Genomic DNA, 21039 nt, shown 5'->3' with positions numbered 1-21039 from the left:
AGTTCCCGATTTACACCAGGATAGTTTTTTGTTTCACAAAAAACTATTTAATCACACAAACCTTTTTAGTGTCCTTTAATCCGGGTCCTTCTATATGTACTAAATATATTCCACTTGAGACAAGGTCACCATTACTGTCCTTACCATCCCATGTCGCCCAGTAAGGAACAGCCGAAGTAGTAGTTTCGTTTACCAGTGTTATTACTTTATCTCCGTTTATAGTATATACTTCTATTGTTATCCTGCCCGGTCTTTTTGTCTCATAACGGATTGTTGTTTTATCGCCTTTTACCGGATTAAATAAGTTGTTGTAAAGTGTTATTTTGTTTGTCTCTGCTGATATTAAAATAGGTTCTGATATACCGGGTTGTGATATTCCTGAATTGTCCTGAACAATAATTTCTACTGTTATCCCTTTTAACATAGGGTATTTTGCTGTAATATTACCTATCGTGATATCTGCTATTATATTATCAGGATTTTCAGTAGCAGAATCTAATGTTATACCATTTATTGTGTTAGATGTTAAGCCTGCAGGATCCAACCATTCCGCCAATGTATTTCCATCTAAGTCTTTTACGGTTATTTTATAGAGAGTTGCACTTGTTTCAATAGCAGCTGCTAATGTGATTGTATCTCCAACTTTTATTGTTGTTTGTTCGCCGGGCAATATAACAGAAATAACAGGTGCATTTGGCGGTGCTCCGGATTTTGTTATTGTGCTGGTTTGAACATATGTAGTAGGTATCTGATTTCCATTATATGCCCAAACACGGAAGTAATATGATGTGTTTAATGATAGTGAATAAAAAGTAGTTGTTGTAAGAGTTAAATTGTTTGAATAGGTTATACTGCTTACTTCTGTGCCGGTGAATTCACTATTAGTGGATTTAGCAACACCGTATCTTGTTCCGTTAGGATTAGTATTAGCAGACCAGCTTAGAGTTACGCTTGATGAGTGAACATTAGCGAATGTTATGTTAGAGGGAACACTGGCAGCAGTGTAACTGGCAATGACAACTGACCAAGCTGAACCTGCCGCATTAACAGCTTCAGCATATCTGGTATACAAAGTATTAGCTGAAAGTCCTAATTCTAACCAGTAGGTAGTGCCTGTTGTTGCCGTGTTAGCTAAGTTAGGTGATAATCGCATCGTTATATTGGTTCCACTGGAAAGGTATAGTCCTGTCTCATTTGTTGAGTTATCGTTAAACTGCCAGTAGATTGATGTAGGACCTAATAATGTTGATACTTTTAAGTTTGTTGGAGTGGCAGGAGCAGCAGATGGTTTTGTTATTGTACTGGATTGGATGTATGCTGTCTGAATTTGATCTCCATTGTATGCGATTACTCTAAAATAATATATGGTTTCAGAACTTAATGAAGATACAGGTGTTGTGTTAGCAGTAAGATTATTAGCAAAAGTGACTGCTGTGCTTACTGTTGCTCCATAACATTCCGGGTTACTTGATAATATTACACCATATCTTGTACCGTTAGGATTGGTGTTAGCAGACCAAGTAAGGGTCGCACTTGATGAGCAAACATTGGAAAGCGTAAGATTAGAAGGAACATAAGCTGCTGTATAACTTGTAATTATAACTGACCAACTGGAACCAGCGGTATTATATGCTTCAGCATATCTGGTGTATTGTGTGTTTGTAGAAAGTCCTAATTCTAACCAGTAAGTAGTGCCTGTGGTCGTAGTATTTGCTAAGTTAGGTGATAATCTCATCGTTATGTTTGTTCCACTGGAAAAGTACAGCCCTGTCTCGTTAGTTGAATTGTCATCAAACTGCCAGTAAATTGAGGTAGTTCCTAATGACGCTGATTTTAAATTGATTGGTCGATTAGGTATTACAACACTTGATTTTGTCGTTGTGCTGGACTGAACATATGATGATGATTGAATTTGATTTCCATTAAATGCAATTACTCTAAAATAATATGTAGTATCAGAATTTAACGAAAGGACAGATGTTGTGTTAGCAGTAAGATTGTTAGCAAAAGTGACTGCCGTGCTTACTGTTGCCCCATAACATTCAGGATTACTTGATGATATTACACCATATCTTGTACCATTAGGATTGGTGTTGGCAGACCATGTTAATGTTGCACTTGATGAATAAACATTAGAAAGTGTAAGATTAGAAGGAACATAAGCAGCGGTGTAACTTGTAATTACAACTGACCAACTGGAATCTGTTGCATTAACCGCTTCAGCATATCTGGTGTATTGTGTGTTTGTTGAAAGGTCTAATTCTATCCAGTAAGTTGTGCCTGTGGTTGCGGTATTTGCTAAGTTAGGCGATAATCGCATCGTTATATCTGTTCCACTGGAAAGGAATAACCCTGTCTCGTTTGTCGAGTTATCATCAAACTGCCAGTAAATTGACGTAGGACCTAACAGTGCTGATATTTTTATGTTTGAAGGTGCAGCAGGTGGTCCTGTTTTTGTTGTAGTGCTGGATTGAATGTATGTTGTCTGAATTTGCTCATTATTAAACGCTATTATTCTAAAATAATACGTGGTTTCAGAATTTAGTGAAAAGACAGATGTTGTGTTATTAGTAAGATTATTAGCAAAAGTAACTGCTGTGCTTACTGTTGCTCCATAACATTCCGGATTACTTGACAATATTATACCGTATTTTGTCCATGACGGATTATCTGTGGCAGTCCATTGCACTGTAACTGATGAATACCCAACATTAGAAAATACTACAGGTGCAAGAGGCGGATTTGCAAACGTGTAGGTAGTAGCTGCATTTGAAAGATTACTTTCTCCACTGGCATTAGTAGATACTACAACCCTATAATATGATGTGTTCGCGGTTAATCCATACTCTGTCCAACTAACTTGATTGGCAGGTAATGAAGATGATACTGCTACTTCCGATGAAGATGACGCTGTAGAATAACGGACACGATAGCCGCTCTCATCACTAACATCATTCCATGACCATTGTATTGAATATGTTGAGAGAGTTACACCTGTAAAATTAGTAGGTGCTGTCGGTAGATTAAAATACACCGTACACCCGTTAGATATACTTGACCAGTTCCCGGCGGTGTCTCTTGACCATATCCTAAAATAATGTATTACAGATGTTTGTAAATCATAAAATGTAGTTGTGCAATTAGATAATGCAGGCAGTGAAGTCGTATCTATTATTATTTCCTGTTCTATTACTGCAGGTTTGGTGTCATATCCATTTCCCCACATGCTTTCAGGAGTGACTGACCATGTGGCTCGCCGTATTAAAAATTGCCCATTATCTATCGCACCAACTGTACCATCTGTGCCTGGTGATATCCATGATAGATTTATATTACTACTACTAGTAAGACCAGTAAGTGAGGTTATTGCTGATGGTGATATAGTATCTACATTTATTGTGTAAACACCTGACATGGAAAGATTACCTGCACTGTCACGGGCTAAAAACTGTATACTGTTATTTGACCCAGGCAGAAAATTCACAGCGGTGGCGGTTGAAAATTGTAATGTTGTAGTTCCGTCGCTGCCGGTTGTAAGCACTGTTGGTTCTGTTGATGTTGATGTAATTATTCCTGAATAACCGCTAACTGTATTTGATGAAAACTTTACTGCACAGGAATTATACAAGACTGCTATCTCTTCCGGATCCAATACCCTATCCCATATTCCCACTTCATCCAAGTATCCTGTAAAACATACCGTAGCCCATCCGCCAATAGCTACATTTCCATTTGTAGTCAAATTACCTGAAGCAGCTTTCTGTACTGCTAATGCTCCGTCTTTATATATCTTTGCCGTTGCTCCATCATATGTAAATACCATATGATGCCATTCATTCGCTGCTACCGGTACACCAGTAGGAAATACCCATGTCCATGCAGCCGTATAAAAATTCCAATTTCCAGCTGAGGTTTCACAGCCAAATCGCCAGTCACCAATCCTCGCAACCGCTAATGGCTGCAATAGACCTCCTGTACGTCTTGCCCATACTGATAGCGTTATTTTGTTAAGTAAATTTGCAAAACTCGCTCCGCTACCACAATCCACATTATCATTATCATCAAGAAAATATAACGTTTTTTCAGTTTTAGTTGTTGACTTCCATGAAGTCATATTTTGCCAGGTAGCTTGAGTTATTGTTCCATTATTCCCATAACCACTTGCATCATAAACAGTAGCACCAGAACCCTCATTCAAATGCCACAATCCAACACAACCACTACTTGCCACTATCTCTGTCTTACCTGCCATCAACCCGGAATTTATATCCTGAACATTTACTCGCACTTGAGGTGTTGAAACATTTACATATGCAGTATTTGCTGCTGCCCATGTTCCTGTGGATAATTTAACTTGTGGATAACTAAATACGGTTTTAGTTGTATCTAACTTAAATGAACGGGTTGAACTCCACGCTGAATATTCCCCGGATGTAGAAGTGCTAGCCCTGACATGCCACCAATATTGGGTATTCTCACTTAATGAACCGTTCAAATTAGATATTAAACAAGAAGACCTGTATATTGTATAACTTGATGCAACTACCGATACAAAATCTTGAGCATCATCAATTTCTAAATCGTAAAAGACAGTTTGTCCTGCCAGAGCAGTTGATGTAGACCAGTCTATTGTGTTAATATTAGTCCATGTCATTGTTGATGGTGAATAAAGATTAGGTACTGTAGGAGGCGCTGCATTAAGAATGGAAGAAAAAAATATAACAAAAAAGACAAAAACTATGTTTTTTGATTTAAAAAAAGTTTTCATTTATATTTTTTGATTATAATCATGTTCATCTTTCATCTTTTATCTTTTACCCAAATGCTGCCAGAAAAAGTTTTAGCATATTTTTTTAATTCTGCACCAATCTTGCTTATTTCGCCAAGATGAGAGTAAGTACGCATAGAAGTATCAACGACAGCGATAGATATCGACATAAGGGGAAATTTTTCTTCTTCGCCTTTCCGATTAGGTGTCAGTATATAACCTTTTTTGCGAGCTTCTTCATCATAAAAGGAAGGCACTAAATTGTCAAATCGTTTGATGATTTCATTGCAAAGTTTTTCATAATTACCCGGTGTTGTGACTATAATGAAATCATCACCTCCTATATGCCCGATAAAATCTTCGTTTTCTATACAATCCTTCAGGATATTGCTAAAAGATCCAATTGCTTCATCTCCTTTTATATAACCGTAGTAATCATTATAAGATTTAAAATTATCAATGTCAAGATAGAGAATTGCACATGGTATCTGTTTTTTAATTTTTTCTTCTATTTTGTTCATTATCACAAGATTACCGGGTAAACCGGTTAACGGATTGGCATCTTTTAGTTCTTTTAAAAGTCTTCTGTTTTCTATGACCAACCATTGTTTTTCCAAAGAACTTTTTATTGCCCGCTTCAGTAATCCCGGATCTATAGGTTTTATCAGATATTCATCAACATCTCCCCTTATTGCCTCTATAGCCATCTCCAGCGTAGCTTGACCGGTCATTAGAATTATATTTGTATCTGAATTAATTACTTTTAATTCTTTTGCTATTTGAAGACCGGTTATATCCGGTAAATTATAGTCACAAACAGCTAAATTTATAAAACAATTTCTCGCTTCCTTGATAGCAGAAGAACCATTTGCAGAACTGAATACCTCGTAGCCTGCTCTCTTAAGAATAGTACTGAGCATTTCTCTTATGCTGTCATCATCATCAACTACCAGTAAATTTATCTTTTTTTCGTCCATTTTATTTTTCTCTACTATGCAACAGGTAATCTAACAAAAAACGTAGAACCCTTTCCTTCCCCCTCGCTTTCCACCCATATTTTTCCTTTAATCCTTTCAATAATCCTTTGACAAGCCGCTAAACCTAAACCTGTCCCTTTTGCCTTTGTGGAAAAGAAAGGAGTAAACATTTTTTTCATATTCTCTTTAGAAATACCGGGACCTGTATCGTTAAACTCTACTTGAATCATGTTGTCAACTTTCCCGGTTTTTATATGAAGTTCCCCTCCGTTCATTTTTTCTGTCATTATCTCAAAAGCATTTTTAGTCAGATTGACAAAAACCTGGCGAATTTCATCCCTGTCAATTTTAGCTTGAGGCAGCGAGGCAGCAAATTCCTTAAATACTTTTATGCTTTCCGGAGGAACAATAACAGTCAGAGTTTCTTCTAAAAGATTACTAATGTTTACCATGCTAAAAACAGGTTCTCTTGTCCTGGAAAACCCTAAAAGGTCTTCAGCAATTTTAGTAGATGCATTTATTTCCCTGTTAATTACTGCCAGGCATTTTTCAATTTCAGTATCAGCAGGAGCTATCTCTTTAATAAGATAAGCCGCAGATTTGATTCCGGCTAATGGATTGCGCATCTCATGACCGATGACATTAGCCATCTGACCAACGGCAGCCAGACGTTCAGACTGAACTAATTTTTCCTGGGACTCTCTTAACTGGCGGGTTCTTTCTTCAACTCTGTCTTCTAATTCTTTATTCCATTTATCTAATTCTTCATTCGCCTGTTTTAATTCACCTGTCATTTTTTTTAACGAACCTGCCATAGAAGCAAATTTCTCAGCCAACACTCCTATTTCGTCCCTGCTTTGAACATTTATATCTGTATCGAAATCACCTGCTGCAACTTTTTCTGTTTCTTTTTGGAGAATCTTGATAGGTTTAACAAGTTTATAAGAGAAAAAAATGCCGATTGATACAGTAATTATTAAAGCACCGATTAAAAATATATCTACCTGTCTTTTCATTTTAGTTGCCGGCAGATAAGCAACACTTAAAGGTTGCTGAACAATTACTCTCCATCCTAATTCCCTGACCGGAACATAAGTGCCGAGAAAATTCTCTCCTTTATATTTGAATTCATATCCTCCTTCTTCCTTTCTTTTTAGTGCTTCAGAAACAAGAGGAATATCGCTCAGGTTTTTTGCCTGTAAAACTATTTTCTGGTTCGGGTGAGCAATTGGACTGCCTTTTTCATCAACTACAAAGGAAAATCCTTTTTCCCCAATTTTAATCTGAGCAATTAAATTACTTATAGCAATCAGGTTAACTTCTCCCATTAAAACCCCGACAGGCTTACCGGTAGAGGTTTCTATCGGAACAGAAATAAGGACGAACGGATAATTCTCTTGAGAACGATAAAGATTAGATACATATCCTCCTTTTTCAATCGCCTGAAGAAAGAATGGCTCCTTAGAGCGTTTGGTCAATGGTTCAACCTCTATTTTTCCAAATCGGGGAATTTTTAATCTTATCCTTCCGGAAGCATCTAAAACCACAATCTTCATAAAAGCCGGATAAGACTTAATTAAATTTTCCAAAATTATTCTTTGTTTAGGTATATCCATTGTAACAAACTCTTTCGGTTTCTGAATTACAAAAAGTATGTTTTTTATATCTTCAATAAAAGAATAAACAGTATCTGCTGAACGGTGAGCAATCTCTAATTGAACATTAATACTTTCTTTCTTCATAGATTGTTGCCCGACATTAAGAACTATTGTTCTGACTGCAAATAAGGGAATAATTGCAATCCCTACAAAAAGAACAAGTAATTTATATAATAATTTGCTTCTTCTCTTCTTAACCATAAAACAGTACTCACTTTGCTAATATACACGAATAATCACGAATTTCATAATGCCTCACGAATTTACTACGAATATTCATGTTTATTCGCGTTAAAACATCCACAGTTGCAGAACACTATACCTAATTAAGGCTTAATAGGGGCAATCACTTCTAAAATACTCTCTTTAAGATATTCAATGTTGAATGGTTTAAAAATGCAATCACATGCTCCTAGCCTGAAAGCCTCTACTATTTTTTCGCCATAATTTGAGTAAGCAGTAATCATAATCACTTTTATATTCTCATCAATTTCTTTGATATTACGCAATACTTCAATTCCATTCATACTTGGTAATACTATATCTAAAAGTACCAATTCCGGTTTGTCTTCCTTAACACTATTTAGTGCTTCTTTACCATCATTAATTGTAGAAACCACGTAACCCTGTGACTCAAGAATAAATCTTAGCATCTCACAAATATTAAGATCATCATCAACAACTAATATTTTTTTCATTTTCATCTCCGATTAAACGATATTGTATTAAAAGTTTCTTGTTTCGTCAAGGCGACTTTTAAAAGTTTCTTGTTTCGTCAAGGCGACTTTCTCTCATTCAACAATAGTTATTTCAACCCTTCGATTCTTTGTCTGTCCATCTGCGTCAGAAGAATCAGCAACCGGTTTACTAGTACCAAAAGTTGTCATGTTTATCCTTTCAGGTGAAATATTATATTCTTTGATAAGAAAATCACGAACTATTTCGGCCCTTTTCCTGGAAATCTCTTCAGAATTAGCTTCATTGATATCCGAATGTCCTTCTATGCTTACCTTCTGAAGTGGAAAAACACTTAATGTTTTAGCTACGTTATCAATTATACGCAGACCGGATGGTGTTATAGAAGAACTATTTAATTCAAAAAGAATTGTATTTTTTAAAGTGTTCTCCGTTTCTGCAGGTGCGGGTTCGATTGGTAATTTTTTAGGAACAGTAACAGATGTTTCTTTTAGTTTTTCTTCCGCGTTACGTAATGCTTCTTCAGTTTGTCTCGCTCTCTCCAGAAGCGTTATTTCTTTTAATTTTTGCTGAGCTTTTTTATGAGAAGGATCCATTTCAAGGACTTTTCCTAATTGAACTTTTGCGTTATCATACTGACCTTTATCAAAATATTCCAATCCCCGCAGGAAAGTTTGTTCTATTGGTTTTTCAGTAGCTTCTTTTAATTTTATTATAGATTTTTTATGGTTTGGGTCCGTCGCAAGTGCGTCCCGAAACTCTTGAATAGCAAGTTCATATTTTTCTGCGTTAAAATATATTAATCCTCTTTGATAGTGCTGTTCAGCAGCAGTGTCCTCTGTTTTTTTATCTAATGAACCTGACGATTCTCCAAATCTCAACACAAACGAAATTTTATGAACAGCATTTATTTCGCTCATAGGACTGAACCCGTAATCCAACTGAGAACTCTTAAATCTAAACCCTACCCCTGCTGTAATAGAAGCTAAATCATTTCCTGTTTTATAACCAGCCCGTAACGTTATCATTTCTTTTAACCAGCATTCTAATCCTAAATTTATCTGCATATCAGTGTTTGTATATTTGTTGATATCTAAAACACCTGTGAGTTTTTTCATATCTTCAGATATAAACTTATAAGCACCACCGACTCTTATAGCCATCGGCAGCGGATCACTTTCTGAACCACTGGCTATACCACCTTTGTATTTTAGTGCAGTCCCTAAATTCTGGATTGACAAACCAACAGATAGCGGATAAGCGGATAAGCGGGTAAGAAAACCTAAATCTACAGCTATACTGGAAGCGGTCGATTCTTCAGCTAATTTACTGCTAATGTATTTAAGATTAGCACCTATTGATAATTCGCCATCACTCATTAAATTCCTAGCATATCCAAATGTTAAAACATAATCTTGTTCTGCATTCCTCGTTTCAGTTCTTACCCCGTTTACTGCATCCCACCAATTTATCTCTATGTCACCACCCTGAAATAACAGGAAAGAACCGCCAATATATCCTCTATTTTTCAATGGTTGAGAGTATGTTATATTGCTATAACCAGTATCCACTAATTCTTTTGAATATATTGCCCCTAATTCTTTACAGGAAATATTACTTAAGCCCGCAGGATTAAATTGAAGGGTATTTATATCATCAGCTAAACCCACAAACGCTTCTCCCATACCTAAAGGTCTTGCTCCAACTCCTCGTGTTAATATATCTGCACCATTAGTCCAGGGACCTGCAGCATAACATTTATATATCAATAACGTGAAAAATGCAATTGTTGTGATAAATTTTCTCATATATCTGTCTCAATCTTACCCGCTCACCCGCCCATCCGCTTATCCGTTATTTGATCACACAAACCTTTTTTGTGTCCTTTAAGCCGGGACCTTTTATGTATATTAAATATATCCCGCTGGCAACAAAGTCGCCATTATCATCTTTACCGTCCCACGTTGCCCAGTATGGAACAGTAGAAGTCGTAGTTTCGTCTACTAATGTTGTTACTTTATTTCCATGTAATGTGTATACTTTTATTGTTATCCTGCCGGGTCTGGTTGTCTCATAGCGAATTGTTGTTTTATCACCTTTAGTCGGGTTAAACAAGTTGTTATAAAGTGTTATTTTATTTGTTTCTGCGGATAGTAAAATAGGTTGTGATGTGCCGGGTTGTGATTTTCTGGCATTATCTTGAACAATAATTTCTACTGTTATACCTCTTAACATTGGATATTTTGCTGTTATATTGCCAATTGTGATATTTGCTGTTATATTACCCGAACTTTCAATAGCAGATTCTAATGTTATACCGTTTTTTGTATTAGATGTTAATTTTGCAGGGTCTAACCACTCTGCTAATGTATTTCCATCTAAATCTTTTACGGTTATACTGTATAGGGTTGAACTTGCTTCAGCAGTACCTGATAATATTAATTTATCTCCGGATTTTATTGTTGTTTGCGTATTAGGTAATATAACAGTAATAGCAGGAGCAGCAGGCGGAGAACCATGTTTTGTTATGGTGCTTGATTGTATGTATGTAGTTGATATCTGATCCTCGTTGTATGCTATTACTCTGAAATAATATGTAGTATCAGAAGTTAATGACGGGGCAGATGTTGTGGTATCAGTAAGATTATTAGCAAACGAGACTATCGTGCTGACTGATGTTCCGGCAAAATCAGAACTTATTGAAGTTATTACTCCGTACCTTGTCCACGCAGGATTATCTGTATTTGCTGTCCAAGTTAGTGTTGCACTTGAGGGTCCTACATTGGAAAACACTATAGGAGCAATAGGCGGACTTGCAAGCGTGTAGGTTGTTGCTGTGTTTGACAGAGCACTCTCACCTTGGCTGTCAGTAGATACTACAACCCTGTAATATGATGTGTTTGCCATAAGTCCGGATTCAGTCCAATTAATGGTATTGGCACTAAGTGAAGGTGATGCTGCGGTTGCTGAAGGAGAAGATGATGTTGAATACCGGACACGATACCCACTCTCGCCGGCGACATCATCCCATGACCATTGTATAGAATATGTTGAAAGTGCTACACCTTTAAAATTAGCAGGTGGTGCTATTAGATATACTGTACAACCATTTGAAATACTAGACCAATTACCGGCTGTATCTCTTGTCCATATCCTAAAATAATGTGTTGCAGATGATAAATTATAAAAAGTAGTTGTGCATTGTGATAATGCAGGTAACGAAGAAGGTGTTCCTACGTCTATTGTTATTTGCTGTGCTATTACTGTTGGCTTAGTATCATATCCATATCCCCACATGCTTTCAGGGGTAACTGACCATGTAGCACGCCGGATTAAGAATTGCCCGTTATCTATTGCACCAATCGTCCCATCTGTACCGGGCGATATCCAGGACAGGTTTATATTACTACCACTGACAAGACCTGTAAGCGATGTTATTGCAGATGGTACTATAGTATCTACATTTATAGTGTAGCTAACTGACTCGGCAAGATTACCTGCTTCATCCAGAGCTAAAAACTGTATCCTGTTATCTGTACCATGTATGAATTGTATTGCTGTTGCTGTTGATATCTGTAATGTCGTAGTTCCATCGCTACCTGTTGTCCGTACTGTCGGTTCCGTTAATGTTGATACTATTATTGTTGAATTTGTCCATGCATTTGTCGAGTATTTTATAGCACAGGAATTATACATCACTGCTATCTCTTCCGCACTTAATGCACGTTTCCAGATACCTACTTCATCTATAAATCCTCCAAAATAAAACGTTGTAGGTTGTATTGCACCAATATATATATTGTCCGTAGCAAGTAAAGCACCGGACACACTTTTCTGCGCTGCTAATAGCCCGTCTTTATATATCTTTGCTGTATCGCCATCATATGTATATACCATATGATGCCATACGTTTTGTGATACTGGTACAACAGGATCAGGTGCCCACGTTCCTCCACCACCATATGTACCATTCCCATAAAAACCCCAATTTAAACTGTTTGTCCCAGCACCAAATCGCCAGCCGCCGCCACCGGTCCTTCCAACCGCTATTTGCTGGACCTCCCAAATGGACCGTATCCATTTTACCCATATTGATATTGACATACTGTTAGTTAATTCATTAAGTCCAGATCCGTTACCACAATTAACATATTCATTATTAAAACCATCAAAATATAACATGCTCTCAGTGTTAGATTCTGACTTCCATGAAGAAATATTTTTCCACTCAGGATTTCCAGTTATTGTTCCATCATTACGATAACCTGAACTATCCAATGTGTTCCCATTTAAATGCATCAATAGGACACAACCACTACTCGCTATTGTCTCAGTCATTCCTACCCTCAACCCGGAATTTGTATCCTGAACACTTACCTGTATCTGCGGCGTTGATACGTTTACATATGCTGTATTTGCTGTCCAACCTCCAGTGGATGTCTTTACCTGAGGATTACTAAATACTGCATCTGTTGTATCTAACTTAAACGAACGGGTAGAACTCCATGCACCATAATTATTAGCACTATATTTAGTTTTTACCCGCCAATAATATTTTGTATTTTCCGATAAAGAAGTTATCGCTGCCGATGATGTAGTAACATCCCCAAAACCTCCAACCGGCGAACCAAAATTTATGTCATCATCTATTTCTAAATAATATCCTATTGTTCCTGGAACATCACTCCAATCACATATATTTGCATTGGTCCATGTCGTTGTTGACGGATAGTATAGTGTTGGTGGTGATAGTATATATACAGTACAGCCATTTGTGGATAAACTTGACCAGTTGCCTGCTGTATCTCTTGTCCATATCCTAAAATAATGTGTTGCATTGTTATCTAAATCGCTAAATGTAGTTGAACAAAGTGATAATGCAGGCAGTGAAGACGTCGTGCCTGTATCTATTGTTATTTCCTGTGCTATTACTGATGGTTTGCTATCATATCCTGTTCCCCATAAACTTGGTGTTACTGACCATGTAGCTCGCCGGATTAAGAATTGTCCATTATCTATTGCACCAGTTATTCCATCCGTACCGGGCGATATCCATGATAGGTTTATATTACTACCGTTAGCAAGACCTGAAAGCGATGTTATAGCTGACGGCGGGACTGTATCTACATTTATTGTGTAACTAACTGACTCGGCAAGATTACCAGCTTCGTCACGGGTTAAAAACTGTATCCTGTTATTTGTACCATGTTTAAATTGTATCGCTGTAGCTGTTGACACCTGTAATGCCGTTGTTCCATCGTTGCCTGTTGTCCGCACTATCGGTTCAGTTGATGTTGATGTTATTATTTCTGAATTTGTCCAAGCATTTGTTGAGTACTTTATTGCACAGGAATTATACATCACTGCTATCTCTTCCGGACTTAATGCCCGATCCCATATTCCTACTTCATCTAAATATCCATCAAAGTAAAAATTACTACTGCCCAATTGACCAATCAATATATTGGCAGTTACATTTAAATTACCTACCCTCGCTTTCTCGACTGCTAATACTCCGTCTTTATATATCCTCCCTGCTGCGCCATCATATGTAAATACCATGTGATGCCACGCGTTACGTGTTGTTACCACACCACCAGAAACCCAACCACCCCCTGATAACGCAGATGAATAAAAACCCCAATCAGTGCCATTACCACAATCGCCAAATTCCCAATCGCTGGATCTGCCTACCGCTATCTTAATAGTACCACCTTGTGCTGTTATCTGATATGACCACAAGGATATAGTTATTTTGTTAACTAAATTTCCAAAACTCGCTGCGTTACCACAATTTACGTAATCACCACTACCATCAAAAAATAACATATTTTCACTGCCGCCTGTTGTTTTCCACGTAGTAATACTATCCCATTGTGCTGAATTTATTGTTCCATCATTACCATAACCTGAACTATCTACAGCATTACCATTTAAATGCCACAATCCGACACAGCCACTACTCGCTATTGTCTCAGTCATCCCTACCCTCAATCCGGAATTTGTATCCTGAACACTTACCTGTATCTGCGGCGTTGATACATTTACATATGCGTTATTTGCTGCCCAACCTCCTGTGGATGTCTTTACCTGAGGATTACTAAATACTGCATCTGTTGTATCTAACTTGAATGAACGGGTTGAACTATATGCTGAATATTCTCCTGTAGTAGAAGTACTAGCTCTTACATGCCACCAATATTTAGTACCCTGGGTTAAGTTACCATTCAAATCAGATACTAAACAGGAAGACCTGTATATTGTATAGCTTGATGCTATTATTGTTGAAATATCTTCTGAATTACCTATCTGTAAATCATAAAAAACGACATCATTTGTTGGAGCAGTTGAGGTAGACCAATCTATTGTATTAATATTAGTCCATGTTGCTGTGGAAGGTACATAAAGATTAGGTACTGAAGGAGGTGCTGAATAAAGGTTAGTAAGAAAAAATATAACTAAAAAGACAAAAACTATGTTTTTTGGTTTGAGAAAGTCTTTCATTTATATTTTCTTTGGTATACATTATAAAACAAGACGATGACATAAAGACTATTATTTTTTCAACAAATCTTTAATTTCATTTAATTTCTGCTGGGCTTCCTGATTAGAAGGATCTATATCAATGACTTTTTCAAACTGAACTTTTGCATTTTTATATTTACCTTTATTGAAATATTCCAATCCTTGCTGATAAGTTTGTTCTTTTAATTTTTCAGTAGCTTCCGCTATTTTCGCAGTAGCTTCCTGGTTGTCCGGATTCAGTGCAATAGTACCCTCAAATTCAGCAATAGCAAGTTCATATTCTTCTGCATTAAAATATATTAGTCCTCTCTGATATTTTTGTTCTGCTTTGCTGCTGCTTTTTGCATCCGAAGGTTTAGATTTTTTTATTGAAACGTCAGGTTTTATATTTGAAGGCTTGGATTTTTTAACCGGAGCTGCAACTGCCTCTTCCTCATCAGATTCTTCAGATGATTCGCCAAACCTTAATATAAAGGAAACTTTATGAATAGCGTTTATTTCGCTCATAGGACTAAATCCGTAATCCAACTGGCAATTCTTAACTTTAAACCCTAAACCCGCCGTAATAGAAGCTAAATCATATCCTATTTCATAACCGGCCCGTAACGCTATCATTTCTTTTAACCAGCACTCTAATCCTAAATTAAGCTGCATATCAGTGTTTGAATATTTATTAATATCTAAAACACCTGTAAGTTCTTTGGAATCGTCAGATATAAAAACATAAGCACCGCCTACTCTTATTCCTAAAGGCAGTGGGTCGGCTTCCGAACCGCTTGATATACCGCCTTTGTATTTTAACGCAGTTCCTATATTCTGGATTGACAGACCTAAAGATAATTTATTATCTAATAACCGATATAACCCGCCTAAATCTACAGCAATACTGGACGCTGTAGATTCTTCGGCTAATTTACTACTAACGTATTTAAGATTAGCACCTGCAGATAATTCACCTTCGCTCATAAAATCCTGAGCATATCCTAATGTTAAAACATAATCTTTTTTTGCATTCCTCGTTTCAGTTCTTACCCCGTTTACTGAGTCCCACCAGTTTATCTCAATGTCTCCACCCTGAAATAACAAGAAAGAACCGCCAATATAACCCTTCTCACCTAATGGTTGGGCATATGCCATATTACTATAACTTGTATCCGCTAACCCTTTTGAATATACAGCTCCTAATTCATTATTAGAAAGATTACTTAACCCTGCAGGATTAAACTGAAGAGTATTTATATCGTCAGCTAAACCTACAAACGCTTCGCCCATACCTAAAGGTCTTGCTCCAACCCCTTGTCTTAATATAGACGCCCCGTTAGTCCAAGGACCTGCAGCATAACAGTTATATATTGTTAATGTGAAAAACAAAATTGTTATAATAAATCTTCTCATATCAGTCTCAATTTTACCTGCTCACCACAAGCAGTTTACATGCTTGTGGCTTACCCGCTACTTTATTACACAAACCTTTTTAGTGTCTTTTAATCCGGGTCCTTTTATGTATATTAAATAAATATCGCTGGCAACAAAACTACCGTTATCATCTTTGCCATCCCAAGTAGCCCAATGTGGAACAGATGAAGTAGTAGTTTCATTTACCAATGTTGTTACTTTATCCCCATTTAGCGTGTAGACATCTATTGTTATCTTACCCGGTTGAACTGTTTCATAACGAATTGTCATTTTATCGCCTTTCACCGGATTAAATAAATTATTGTAAAGCGTTATCTTATTTGTCTCTGCCGATAACATAATAGCATCTGAAGTTCCCGTCTGCGATTTATTCCCGGCGCTGTCCTGAACAACAATCCCTATCGTTATTCCGCCCACCATCGGAAACTTTGCCGCGATATTACCCAGCGTGATAGATGATGTTATGATATCCACAGTACCATTAGAACTAGATGAAGCAGATTTTAAAGTTATATTATTTATGGTGTCGGAAGTTAAGCTTTCAGGGTCTATCCATTGTGCTAATATGTTCCCGTCTAAATCCTTTATAGTTATACTATAAATACTTGAACCCAATTCAGCAGTACCTGTTAATGTCATTTTATCGCCGGTTTTTATTGTTGTTTGAGCGTTAGACAAAGTAATAGTAATGACAGGAGCAGCGGGTGGTTCAATATCTGCTTTAGTGCAAACATTGTATATTGTCGATGCACTCGTGGCAGTTCCATTGCCGTTATATGCTGTTACCCTGTAATAAAATGTAGTATTAGGAACTAAAGTAGAATCTATGTAAGTTACTGCTGTAAGGTTGTCAGCTAATAGTTGTTTCCAATCCCAAACAATATTATCTGATGAACGTTCTACTGCATACCTTGTAGTATTAGGATTATTATTAGCAGACCATGTTAAAGTTGCACTTGACGTACCAATATTAGAAAAGGTAATACTGGAAGGTACCGCAGCAGCAGTGTAACTTGTAATCGCAACTGACCACGAAGAACCTGCTAAAGTATACGCTTCGGCATATCTTGTGTATGCTGTATTAGTTGAAAGTCCTATTTCTAACCAGTAAGTAGTACCTGTTGTTGCCGTATTAGCTAAGTTAGAAGATAATCGCATTGTTATATTTGTACCGCTGGAAAGATATAACCCTGTCTCATTAGTAGAATTATCATCAAACTGCCAGTAAATAGAAGTAGTTCCGAATGATACAATTTTTAAATTTTTCGGCAAATTAGGTATATAAGCACCTGATTTTGTCATTGTGCTGGACTGAACAAAAGATGATGTTTGGATTTGATTACCATTAAATGCTATTACTCTAAAATAATATGTTGTTTCAGCAATTAGAGAAGTTACAGGTGTTGTATTAGCAGTAAGATTATTTGCATAAGTGACTGTCGTGCTTATGGAAGCTCCATAAAAATCAGAACTGCTTGAAGTTATTATCCCATACCTTGTACCAGTAGGGTTAGTGCTAGCAGACCAAGTTAGCGTTGCACTTGATGTATAAACATTAGGGAAAGTAAGATTTGAAGGTACATCAGCAGCTGTATAGCTTGTAATTAGAGTTGACCAAACACTATATCCGGAGGCATTAATTGCTTCGGCATATCTTGTATATGAAGTATTGGTAGAAAGACCTATTTCCAACCAATAAGTAGTGCCTGTTGTTGCTGTGTTGGCTAAATTAGTTGATAGTCTTCCCGCTATGTTTGTACCGCTGGAAATATATAATCCCGTCTCATTAGTGGAATTATCGTCAAATTGCCAGTATATTGAGGTAGTTCCTAATGATGTTGATGTCGATATTTTTAAATTTGATGGTTTATTGGGTGGTGCTTCATTTGTTATTGTGGAAACAGAAGTTGTATATAATGTTGTAGTCTGGTTACCGTTATATGCCCAAACACGGAAATAATATGTTGTGCTTGCAGTAAGTCCGGTTGCGGTTGTCGAATTGGTAGTTAAATTATTTGAATAAACTACAAAGGTGCTTACCGTGGCACTGAATGTACTATTTGCTGAACGTGAAACACCAAACCTTGTCCCTGCAGGATTAGTATTTGCATCCCACTGGATTGGAACTGTTACACTTGAAAAACCGACGTTCGAAAAAGTTATGTTTAAAGGTGCAGCCGCCATAGTGTAGCTTGTAATTACAACTGACCAAGTAGAACCATAAATATTAGTTGCTTCAACATATCTAGTGTATAGTGTGTTAGTAGAAAGTCCTAATTCTAACCAATAAGTAGTACCTTTAGATGCTGTGTTCGCTAAATTAGTCGATAGTCTTGCCGTTATATCCATGTTACTGGAAACATATAATTCTGTCTCGTTTGTAGAATTGTCATCAAACTGCCAGTAGATAGATGTAGTACCTAACAACGCCGAAATTTTCAAATTTCTTGGTCTATCAGGAATTCCTTCCTTTGTTTTTGTACTGGATTCTATGGATGCTGTCTGAATTTGACTTTCATTATATGCTAATATTCTAAAATAATAAGTGGTATCAGTACCTAATGAAATAACAGATTTTGTGTTAGTTGTAAGATTATCAGCAAACGCGACTGTTGTGCTGACAGCTGTTCCGGCAAAATCAGAACTTGTAGAAGTTATCACTCCATATCTTGTCCATGCCGGATTATCTGTACTTGCTGTCCAAGTTAGTGTAGCACTTGATTGCCCTACATTAGAAAATACTATGGGTACAAGCGGCGGGCTTGCAAGTGTGTAAGTTGTTGCTGCGTTTGAAAGACCACTTTCTCCCTGACTATTAGTAGATACAACAACCCTGTAATATGACGTATTCGCCATAAGTCCGGATTCAGTCCATGTAATCTGATTAGTAGGTAACGACGGTGAAGCAGGTGCATCCGAAGGAGATGCTTTTGTTGAATATCGTACACGATATCCTGTCTCGCCGGCAACATCAGTCCAAGACCATTGTATGGAATATGTAGAAAGTGCTACACCTGAAAAACTGCCAGGCGGAGGTGGCGGAGAAAGATATACAGTACAACCATTGGATATGTTTGACCAGTTACCCACTATGTCCCTTGTCCATATTCTAAAGTAGTGTGATGTATTATTTGCTAAAGTATAAAATGTTGTTGTTTGATAAGATAGAGGTGTTACGGAAGTTGTATCTATAGTTACTTCCTGCTCTATTACTGCCGGCTTAGCATCATAACCAGTTCCCCACATACTTTCAGGAGTGACTGACCAAGTTGCACGTCGTATTTTGAATTGACCGTCATTTATAGTTCCTGTCTGTGCATCCGAACCAGGCGCTAACCACGATAAATGTGCATCAATATTGCTAATATTATCAATACTACTTCCTGCAAGTGTTGTTATGTCTGACGGTGCAACAGTATCCACATTTATTGTGTAACTGGCTGACTCAGATAAATTACCGGCTGCATCTCTGGCTAAAAACTGTATCCTGTTATCAGTACCATTTTTTAACGGTACCTCTGTTGCTGTTGAAAATTGTATTGCTGTAGTTCCGTCGGTACCTGTCGTAAACATTGTATCTGTTGATGTAATTATGGCAGAACTTGTCCATGCATTTGTTGAGTATTTTACTGCACAGGAATTATACATAACCGCTATCTCTTCCGCACTTAACGCCCTATTCCATACCCCTGCTTCATCTAAATAACCCTGGAAAATATACGGACGGTTAGTTGCATCTCCACAACCTATTCCCAATTTATCAGTTCCTGATACAATTGAGCTAGTTACAATTAAATCATAATCAAACCAGCTTCCATTGTAATAATAATCAATTTTACCATATTTACCACCGCCATAATTACCGCTTTTATATGTCGCAGTTACCATCTGCCAAATACCTGCTTTAATATTACCCCCAATAGAATAAGCAGGACCTGAGTTTGTGCCACCTCCTACATTAACATGTATGCCATCGCCTTCGTGTCCCATAGCATACCCATAATAACTACTATAACCAGGTTTTCTTCCTATAATACCGTTATAACCAACAACATCTGTAGGGTTTATCCATGCTGATAATGTAAATTCAGTTGTAACATCTAAACTTTCATTATTACCACAATCTACATAATCACCATTTCCATCAAAAAATAAAATACTCTCACTACCACCAACTGACTTCCATGTAGGTGTATTTGTCCATGCGGCGCCTGTTATCGTTCCATCATTCCCATATCCTGAACTATCATTGGCATTCCCATTCAAATGCATCAAGAGAACACAACCACTACTCGCTAAAGTTTCGGTCTGTCCTACACTCAATCCCGAATTGACGTCTTGAACATTAATTCGTATTTGTGGTGTTGATACGTTAACATATACAGTATTCGCTGCCCATCCTCCCGTAGATGTCTTTACTAGCATGTTACTAAATACAGCATCTGTTGTATCTAACTTAAATGTACGGGTAGAACTCCATGCTGAATATTCTCCTGATGTAGAAGTGCTAGCCCTGACATGCCACCAATATTGAGTATTCTCACTTAACGTGTTGTCTAATTCGGATATTAAACAGGAAGACCTATATATATTATAAGCTGATGAAACAACTGTTGCAAAATCTTCTGCATTATCTACTGCTATATCGTAAAAAATAGCATCACCTGTTGTAGTGGTAGATGAAGACCAGTCAAACATATTGACATTTGTCCATGTTGCCGTAGAAGGTGAATAAAGGACAGGTACTGTGGGTGCCGCAGAATGAAGAAGTGTTGAAGAAAGTATTATTAGAAAGACAAAAGATACCTTTTTTAACTTTACGAATATTTCCATTTAAGTTTACAGTTGCACGTCTCGCTACTAGCAAACTTCCGTTAGAATTTATTTATTTATAATTACTACTTAGTATTATAGTATAGTAATAAAAAAAACCTTGTCAAGTACTTTTTTTACTTTCAGCTTTTTTATTTTTAAGAGATATGACCTATACGATAAGATA

The 21039-nt window shown here is 37.0% G+C and carries 8 protein-coding genes; all 8 read right to left on the bottom strand.

Annotated elements, in window-relative coordinates; genetic code table 11:
• Positions 1–43: 43 nt before the first annotated feature.
• The 8 genes from PHE88_10545 to PHE88_10510 all read right to left on the bottom strand — a co-directional run bounded on the left by PHE88_10545 (position 44) and on the right by PHE88_10510 (position 20873).
• Positions 44–4768, bottom strand: a complete 4725-nt coding sequence (locus PHE88_10545; protein MDD5688257.1) for a fibronectin type III domain-containing protein — start codon at positions 4766–4768, stop codon at positions 44–46.
• A 32-nt stretch (positions 4769–4800) separates the two neighbouring features.
• A complete protein-coding gene (locus PHE88_10540) occupies positions 4801–5745 on the bottom strand; it encodes a response regulator (protein MDD5688256.1) in 945 nt (314 codons plus the stop codon).
• 14 nt (positions 5746–5759) lie between these two features.
• The gene (locus PHE88_10535; protein MDD5688255.1) at positions 5760–7604 is read right to left on the bottom strand and encodes a cache domain-containing protein; all 1845 of its coding nucleotides are present in this window, start codon (positions 7602–7604) and stop codon (positions 5760–5762) included.
• A gap of 125 nt (positions 7605–7729) precedes the next feature.
• A complete protein-coding gene (locus PHE88_10530; protein MDD5688254.1) occupies positions 7730–8101 on the bottom strand; it encodes a response regulator in 372 nt (123 codons plus the stop codon).
• A gap of 93 nt (positions 8102–8194) precedes the next feature.
• Positions 8195–9907 carry a PorV/PorQ family protein gene (locus PHE88_10525; protein ID MDD5688253.1) on the bottom strand — a complete coding sequence of 571 codons (1713 nt, stop codon included), beginning with the start codon at positions 9905–9907 and terminating at the stop codon, positions 8195–8197.
• Between the two features lie 46 nt (positions 9908–9953).
• Positions 9954–14603 (bottom strand): hypothetical protein, encoded by a 4650-nt coding sequence (locus tag PHE88_10520; GenBank protein ID MDD5688252.1) that lies wholly within the window; start codon positions 14601–14603, stop codon positions 9954–9956.
• 51 nt (positions 14604–14654) lie between these two features.
• Entirely contained in the window at positions 14655–16019 is a 1365-nt protein-coding gene (locus tag PHE88_10515) for a PorV/PorQ family protein (protein ID MDD5688251.1), read from the bottom strand.
• Positions 16020–16076: 57 nt separating this feature from the next.
• Positions 16077–20873: a fibronectin type III domain-containing protein gene (locus PHE88_10510; GenBank protein MDD5688250.1), complete on the bottom strand. Its 4797-nt coding sequence runs from the start codon at positions 20871–20873 to the stop codon at positions 16077–16079.
• Positions 20874–21039: the final 166 nt, after the last annotated feature.

The sequence above is a fragment of the Elusimicrobiota bacterium genome (genome assembly GCA_028718185.1).
Lineage (GTDB): Bacteria > Elusimicrobiota > UBA8919 > UBA8919 > UBA8919 > JAQUMH01.
This window is presented reverse-complemented; position numbering and strand designations above follow the sequence as displayed.